Annotated in this window: 5 protein-coding genes and 2 pseudogenes (1 of these 7 running past the window's edge); all 7 read left to right on the forward strand. The window is 75.3% G+C overall.

The features are described 5' to 3' along the window. A pseudogene (locus tag ACFXB5_RS26875) lies at nt 1–211 on the forward strand (cobyric acid synthase); it begins 1,494 nt to the left of the window's first position. A gap of 58 nt (nt 212–269) precedes the next feature. Then, the gene (locus ACFXB5_RS26880; protein ID WP_385212255.1) at nt 270–2,408 is read left to right on the forward strand and encodes a putative cobaltochelatase; all 2,139 of its coding nucleotides are present in this window, start codon (nt 270–272) and stop codon (nt 2,406–2,408) included. Continuing rightward, nucleotides 2,408–3,004: a cob(I)yrinic acid a,c-diamide adenosyltransferase gene (gene cobO, locus ACFXB5_RS26885; protein ID WP_030841175.1), complete on the forward strand. Its 597-nt coding sequence runs from the start codon at nt 2,408–2,410 to the stop codon at nt 3,002–3,004. The genes ACFXB5_RS26880 and cobO overlap by 1 nt, the downstream gene beginning before the upstream one ends. Further along, nucleotides 2,998–4,449: a cobyrinate a,c-diamide synthase gene (locus tag ACFXB5_RS26890; protein ID WP_385212257.1), complete on the forward strand. Its 1,452-nt coding sequence runs from the start codon at nt 2,998–3,000 to the stop codon at nt 4,447–4,449. The genes cobO and ACFXB5_RS26890 overlap by 7 nt, the downstream gene beginning before the upstream one ends. A gap of 52 nt (nt 4,450–4,501) precedes the next feature. Next, nucleotides 4,502–4,900: pseudogene (locus tag ACFXB5_RS26895) on the forward strand (cobalamin biosynthesis protein); the annotation flags it as partial. A gap of 137 nt (nt 4,901–5,037) precedes the next feature. Then, complete coding sequence (locus tag ACFXB5_RS26900) at nt 5,038–5,874, forward strand: sirohydrochlorin chelatase (protein ID WP_385212259.1); 837 nt, start codon at nt 5,038–5,040, stop codon at nt 5,872–5,874. Next, nucleotides 5,864–6,976, forward strand: coding sequence for an Rv2231c family pyridoxal phosphate-dependent protein CobC (gene cobC, locus ACFXB5_RS26905; RefSeq protein WP_385212263.1), 1,113 nt, complete (start codon nt 5,864–5,866; stop codon nt 6,974–6,976). The genes ACFXB5_RS26900 and cobC overlap by 11 nt, the downstream gene beginning before the upstream one ends. The last annotated feature ends 144 nt before the right edge of the window (nt 6,977–7,120 follow it).

The raw sequence follows: 7,120 nt of genomic DNA on the forward strand, positions 1-7,120 counted from the left end.
GGGGGGGGGGGGGGGGGGCGCGGGGGGGGGGGGGGCTAGAGGGGGGGGGGCCCACGTGCTCTCCGGGGCGCTGGGGCCGGAGCGCCCCCCCCGCCTCGGCGACCTGATCGAGGAGCACGCCGACACGGACGCGCTGCTGCGGCTCATCGAGGAGGGCGTCCCGGAGGGCCTGCCGTTCGTCCCTCCGGGGGTGCCAGGGGGAACGACATGACGAACTCCCGCCCCCACACCGGACCGTTGTGCCCACGCACCCCAGGAGGTATCGCCGCGTGACCACCACCTATCCCTTCAGCGCGATCGTCGGCATGGACGGCCTGCGGCTCGCCCTGCTCCTCAACGCCGTCTCGCCCGCCGTGGGCGGCGTCCTGGTGCGCGGCGAGAAGGGCACGGCCAAGAGCACCGCCGTAAGAGCGATCGCCGCGCTGCTGCCCGAGGTGGACGTGGTGGCCGGGTGCCGGTTCTCCTGCGATCCGTCCGCGCCCGACCCGTCCTGCCCGGACGGGCCCCATGAGCCGGGCACGGGCGAGGCGCGCCCCGCGCGGATGGTCGAACTGCCCGTGGGCGCCTCCGAGGACCGGCTGGTGGGCGCGCTCGACATCGAGCGGGCGCTGTCGGACGGTGTGAAGGCGTTCGAGCCCGGGCTGCTCGCGGACGCCCACCGCGGGGTGCTCTACGTCGACGAGGTCAATCTGCTCCACGACCATCTGATCGACCTGCTGCTCGACGCGGCCGCCATGGGCGCCTCCTACGTGGAGCGCGAGGGGGTGTCCGTACGGCATGCGGCGCGCTTCCTCCTGGTGGGCACCATGAACCCCGAAGAGGGCGAGCTTCGGCCGCAGTTGCTGGACCGCTTCGGCCTCACGGTGGAGGTCGCGGCGTCCCGGGACACCGAGGAGCGGGTCGAGGTGGTGCGGCGGCGGCTGGCGTACGACGAGCACCCCGAGGGGTTCGCGGCGCGCTGGGCGGCGGACGAGGAGTCCCTGCGGGAGCGCATCGCGGCGGCGCGCGCCCTGCTGCCGCGGGTGGCTCTCGGCGACCGCGCGCTGCGGCAGATCGCGGCGGTGTGCGCCGGGTTCGAGGTGGACGGGATGCGCGCGGACATCGTGACGGCCCGCACGGCGACCGCGCTGGCCGCCTGGGCGGGGCGCACCGACGTCCGGACCGAGGATGTACGGGGGGCGGCGCTGCTGTCGCTCCCCCACCGGCGGCGGCGGGCGCCGTTCGACGCGCCGGGGCTCGACGAGGACAAACTCGACGAGATCCTGCGGCAGTTCGAGGAGGACGACCCGGAGCCGGATCCGGACCCGGGTCCCGAGGACGGACCGGGCGGTTCCGGGCCGGATGACGCGGGCGACCCTGAGGACGGACCGCGGGAGGGCGCGGGCGACGGGGCACGGGAGCAGGCGCCGCCCGCCGAACCCGAGCCGTCCGTCCCCGACCAGCGCACGGGTGAGCACGAGACGGCCGACCGCGAAACCGACTCCGCCCCGGCCGATCAGGACGGCGGGGCGGACGAAGCGGACGGCGGGGCGGGCGGGGCCGGCGGTGAGCGGGCGGCCGTGGGCGCCGCCGAACCGTTCCGGACCCGGCGGCTCGACGTCCCCGGCCTGGGCGAGGGCGCGGCAGGCCGTCGCTCGCGCGCCCGCAGCGCCCACGGCCGCACCACCGGCGCGCGCCGCCCGCGGGGCACGCTCTCCGCGCTGCATCTGTCGGCGACCGTCCGGGCGGCCGCCCCGCATCAGCTGGCGCGCGGACGGCGCGGGCCCGGGCTGCTGGTGCGCCGGGACGATCTGCGCGAGGCGGTGCGCGAGGGCCGGGAGGGCAATCTCGTCCTGTTCGTGGTGGACGCGTCGGGCTCGATGGCCGCACGCAAGCGGATGAGCGCGATCAAGGGCGCGGTGCTGTCGCTGCTGCTGGACGCCTACCAGCGGCGGGACAAGGTCGGGCTGATCACCTTTCGGGGCGCGGACGCCGAGCTGGCGCTGCCGCCCACCTCGTCGGTGGACACGGCCGCAGCACGGCTGGAGCGGCTGCCGACGGGCGGCCGTACGCCGCTGGCGGCCGGGCTGTTGAAGGCCCGGGAGGTGCTGCGGGTGGAGCGGCTGCGGGATCCCGCACGCCGTCCGCTGCTGGTCGTGGTGACCGACGGGCGGGCCACGGAGGCGCGGCGGTCCGGCGCGCCCACGCCGGTCGAGCGGGCCGGGCGCGCGGCGCGGATGCTCGCGGGCGACGGGGTCGCCTCGGTGGTCGTGGACTGCGAGTCGGGGCCGGTGCGGCTGGGGCTCGCGGGCGCGCTCGCCCGCGAACTGCGGGGCACGCCGGTGACACTCGACGAGCTGCGCGCGGACAGCGTGACCGCGCTGGTGCGCGATGTACGAACCGTTTCGAACCCTCGGAGGGCCGCCTGATGCCGCAAGGACAACCGACCGTCGTGCCGGACGACGGGCTGACCACCCGCCAGCGCCGCAACCGTCCGCTGGTGCTCGTCCACACCGGTCAGGGCAAGGGCAAGTCGACCGCGGCGTTCGGGCTGGCGCTGCGGGCGTGGAACCAAAACTGGCCGGTCGGTGTATTCCAATTTGTAAAGTCCGCGAAATGGCGGGTCGGTGAGGAGCGTGCGCTGCGCGTCCTCGGCGACTCGGGCGAAGGGGGGACCGTCGCATGGCACAAGATGGGCGAGGGCTGGTCGTGGGTCCAGCGCGACATGGCTTCCAGCGAGGAGGCCGCACGCGAGGGCTGGGAGCAGGTCAAGCGCGATCTCGCGGCGGAGACATACCGGCTCTACGTACTGGACGAGTTCGCGTATCCGATGCACTGGGGCTGGGTGGACCCCGACGAGGTGGTGTCGGTGCTGCGGGACCGGCCCGGGACGCAGCACGTGGTCATCACGGGGCGTAACGCACCGGCTCAGCTCCTGGACTTCGCCGACCTGGTCACCGACATGTCCAAGGTCAAGCATCCGATGGACGCCGGTCAGAAGGGCCAGCGAGGCATCGAGTGGTGAGTGTCCCGCGCCTGGTGATCGCGGCGCCCGCCTCCGGCAGCGGGAAGACGACGGTCACGGCGGGGCTGATGGCCGCCTTCGCGGAGCGCGGTCTGGATGTGTCCCCGCACAAGGTCGGCCCGGACTACATCGACCCTGGCTATCACGCGCTGGCGATCTCCTCGGCCGCCTCTTCGGGCGCCTCGGGGGCCGGCCGGCCGCGGGCCGGGGGCGCGCGACCGGGCCGGAATCTGGACGCCTATCTGTGCGGTCCGGACCGGATCGCGCCGCTGTTCCTGCATGGGGCGGCGGGCTGCGATCTGGCCCTGGTCGAGGGGGTGATGGGCCTGTTCGACGGGGCGGCCGGGCAGGGCGAGCTGGCCTCGACGGCGCATGTGGCCAAGCTGCTGCGGGCACCGGTGGTGCTGGTGGTGGACGCGTCGTCGCAGTCGCGGTCGGTGGCCGCGCTGGTGCATGGCTTCGCCTCCTGGGACCCCGAGGTGCGGGTCGCGGGGGTGATCCTCAACAAGGTCGCTTCGGACCGTCACGAGGCGATGCTGCGCGAGGCGCTGGAGGGGTGCGGGGTTCCGGTGTTCGGCGCGCTGCGCCGGACGCGGGCGGTGCGGGCCCCGAGCCGCCATCTGGGTCTGGTGCCGGTGGCCGAGCGCCATACGGAGGCGGTCGATTCGGCGGCCGCGCTGGCGGCGCGGGTACGGGAGGGCTGCGATCTCGACGGGCTGCTGGCGCTGGCGCGCAGCGCACCGCCGCTGTCCGGGCGGGCCTGGGATCCGGAGGAGGAGATACACCGGGCGATGGCCGCCGTCCCCGGTGCCGGGGTCCGGGGCGACCGGGCGGCGCGGCCGGTGGTCGCCGTGGCGGGCGGGGCCGCGTTCACCTTCTCGTACGCGGAGCACGCCGAGCTGCTCACGGCGGCCGGGGCGCGGGTCGTCCCCTTCGACCCGCTGCGGGACGAGCGCCTCCCGGAGGGCACCGGCGGTCTGGTGATCGGCGGTGGCTTCCCGGAGGTCTACGCCCCCGAGCTGTCCGCGAACGAGCCGCTGCGCACCGCAGTCGCCGGACTCGCCGCGTCCGGCGCGCCCATCGCCGCCGAATGTGCCGGACTGCTGTATCTGGCGCATTCGCTGGACGGGGAGCCGATGTGCGGGGTGCTGGCCGCGAAAGCACGGATGTCGGAACGTCTGACGCTGGGCTACCGTGAGGCCGTGGCCGTCTCCGACACCTCACTCGCCGCCGCGGGGACACGGGTGCGCGGCCATGAGTTCCACCGCACCACCATCGTGCCCGGAGCGGGGCCGGAGCCCGCCTGGGGGCTCGTCCACCCGGAGCGTCGTACCGAAGGGTTCGCACAGGGAGATGTGCATGCCTCCTATCTGCATGTGCACTGGGCCTCGATCCCAGGGGCGGCGGCCCGGTTCGTCGACAGATGTGCGCCCCCTGCCGGTTGAGCCGGGGCGGTGAGCTGACGTGGAGGTCATCGGCCGGGGCACGGCGTCTCCCCCGCCCGCGGCACCGCTTGTCGTCGGGGTCGGGGCCGGCCTGTGCGTATCCGCCGGCGAGGTGCTCGCGCTGGTCGAGGCCACCCTGGCGGAGGCCGGCCTTTCACCGCGCGGTGTCGCCGAGTTGGCCACGGTCGAGGCCAAGGCCGGGGAGGCCGGGCTGCTGACGGCGGCCGAACGGCTGGGCGTGCCGCTGTGCGGATACCCCGCCGAGGCGCTGGCCGCGGTGGAGGTCCCGAACCCGTCCGCGGCGCCGCTCACCGCCGTGGGCACGGCCGGGGTCGCCGAAGCGGCCGCGCTGCTGGCCGCCGGTCCGGGGGGCCAACTGCTCGTCGCCAAGCGGAAGTCCACGCCACACGGCCGCCCAGGGAAGGCCACCTGCGCCGTCGCTCGCCGCCCGGCGGCGGTCAAATCCGGGCAGGGCGGGCAGCGAAGACCTGCCGTAGACCGCCCCGACGCAGGTCAGTAACGTCTCGGGGCGGAACAGCCCGCCCCCGCCGACCGTGACACCCGCACCACTTGCACCAAGGAGACCTCGTGACGACCCCGCCCGCCCTGCTCATCGCAGGAATCGGCACGCGAGACGAAAGGCATGCCGCCGCCTTCCAGGCATTCGTCAGGGAGTTGGCCGCACGCCACCCGGACCTGCCCGTGGCGGGTGGCCTCACCGGACCAGGCAGCCACCCGCTGTCCGACGCGGTCACCCGGCTCGTCGGGGAAGGGGTGACCCGCTTCGCGGTCGTCCCGATGACGCTGATCCCGGCGGCTCCCCCGAGAGACGGCATCGCCGCCGCGCTGGCCCAGCAGGCCGAGCGGCACGCCGACGCCTCGTTCGCCTCCGCCCGGCCGCTCGGCCCGCACCGCACACTGCTGAGCCTGCTGGAGCGGCGGCTCGACGAGGCGCTGGGCAATCGGCCCCGGCTGCCCTCGGACCGCGCCGAGACGACCGTGCTGCTGGTGGGCGACGGTTCGCCGCTCCCCGAGGCCAATGCCGAGGTGCACCGCGCGGCCCGGCTGCTGTGGGAGGGCCGTGGCTTCGCGGGCGTCGAGGTCGCCTTCGCCTCGCTCGCCGCCCCGGATGTGGCCTCCGGCCTGGACCGCTGCGCCATGCTGGGGGCGCGGCGGGTCGTAGTGCTGCCGTACTTCCTGTTCGAGGGTGACGCCCTGGAGCGGGTGCGGCAGCAGGCGGAGGGCTGGGGGCTCGCCCACCCCGAGGTCGAGGTGGTCTCGGCCGATGCCATCGGCCCGGCGCGGGAGTTGGCCGACCTGGTCATGGATCGCTATGAGGAGGTGGCCGACACCAGCGAGCGCGCCGGGTTCAGCGATGAGGCCCATGCCTTCGCGCATCCGGATGCCCACGCCGATGTCGGCTGAGCCGTTGACGGACCTGCCCGCTGCCCCGCCCGACGATCGCGGGTCCGCCGGGTTCGATCTGCGGCATCACGGGGACGCGGAGGTGCGGGGTGCCGATGCCACTCTGACGGACCTCGCGGTCAATGTCCGGGCCGGTACGCCTCCGGACTGGCTCAAGGCCCATATCGCCGCGTCCCTCGACGGGTTGGCCGCCTATCCGGACGGGCGGGTGGCGCGGGAGGCGGTCGCCGCGCGCCATGGGCTGCCGGTCGGCCGGGTGCTGCTGACGGCGGGCGCCGCGGAGGCGTTCGTCCTGCTCGCCCGTGCCATACCGGCCCGACGGCCGGTGGTGGTGCATCCGCAGTTCACCGAGCCGGAGGCGGCACTGTGGGACGCGGGACACAACGTGGAGCGTGTGGTCCTCGATGAGCGGGACGGTTTCCGGCTGGGCCCGGCGGCCGTGCCGGAGGACGCCGATCTGGTGGTGATCGGCAACCCCACCAACCCCACATCCGTGCTGCACCCGGCCGACGCCGTGGCCGGGCTCGCCCGGCCGGGGCGGACGCTGGTGGTGGACGAGGCGTTCATGGACGCCGTACCGGATGAGTCGGAGTCGCTGGCGGCCCGCACCGATGTGCCGGGGCTCGTGGTACTGCGCAGTCTCACCAAGACCTGGGGTCTGGCGGGGCTGCGGATCGGCTATGTACTGGCGGAGCCGGACACCGTCACGGCGCTGGAGCGGGTCCAGCCGCTGTGGCCGGTGTCCAGCCCGGCCCTGGCGGCGGCCGAGGCGTGCTGCACCCCGTCCGCCCTCGCCGAGGCCGCACGGGCCGCCGACCGTACGGCCGCCGACCGGGCCCATCTGGCCGACCGGCTGGCCGAGTTGGCGGAGTCGGCCGAGGTGCGGGTGTGCGGCCCGGCGGCCGGGCCGTTTCTGCTGATCCGGGTGGAGGGCGCGGCGGCGATCCGCACCCGGCTGCGGGAGTTGGGCTTCGCCGTCCGCCGCGGTGACACATTCCCGGGTCTCGGCCCGGAGTGGCTCCGGCTCGCCGTCCGCGACCGCGCCACGACCGATCGCTTCGTCATCGCCTTGACGAAGGCCATAGCGGACACCGCCGTCTGACCGCGCCGCACCCGTGCACGTATCCGCCCCGGCACCGGCCCCGGCGCCCGCCCCGGCCCCAGCGGGCGCCGGCCCGGGGCGCGCGGGAGGGCGCGGCCCTCCGCGACTAGCGGGCGGAGGGGGCGCGGGGGGCGGGGGGTGCGG

The organism is Streptomyces sp. NPDC059455 (assembly GCF_042750115.1).
Lineage (GTDB): Bacteria > Actinomycetota > Actinomycetes > Streptomycetales > Streptomycetaceae > Streptomyces > Streptomyces endocoffeicus.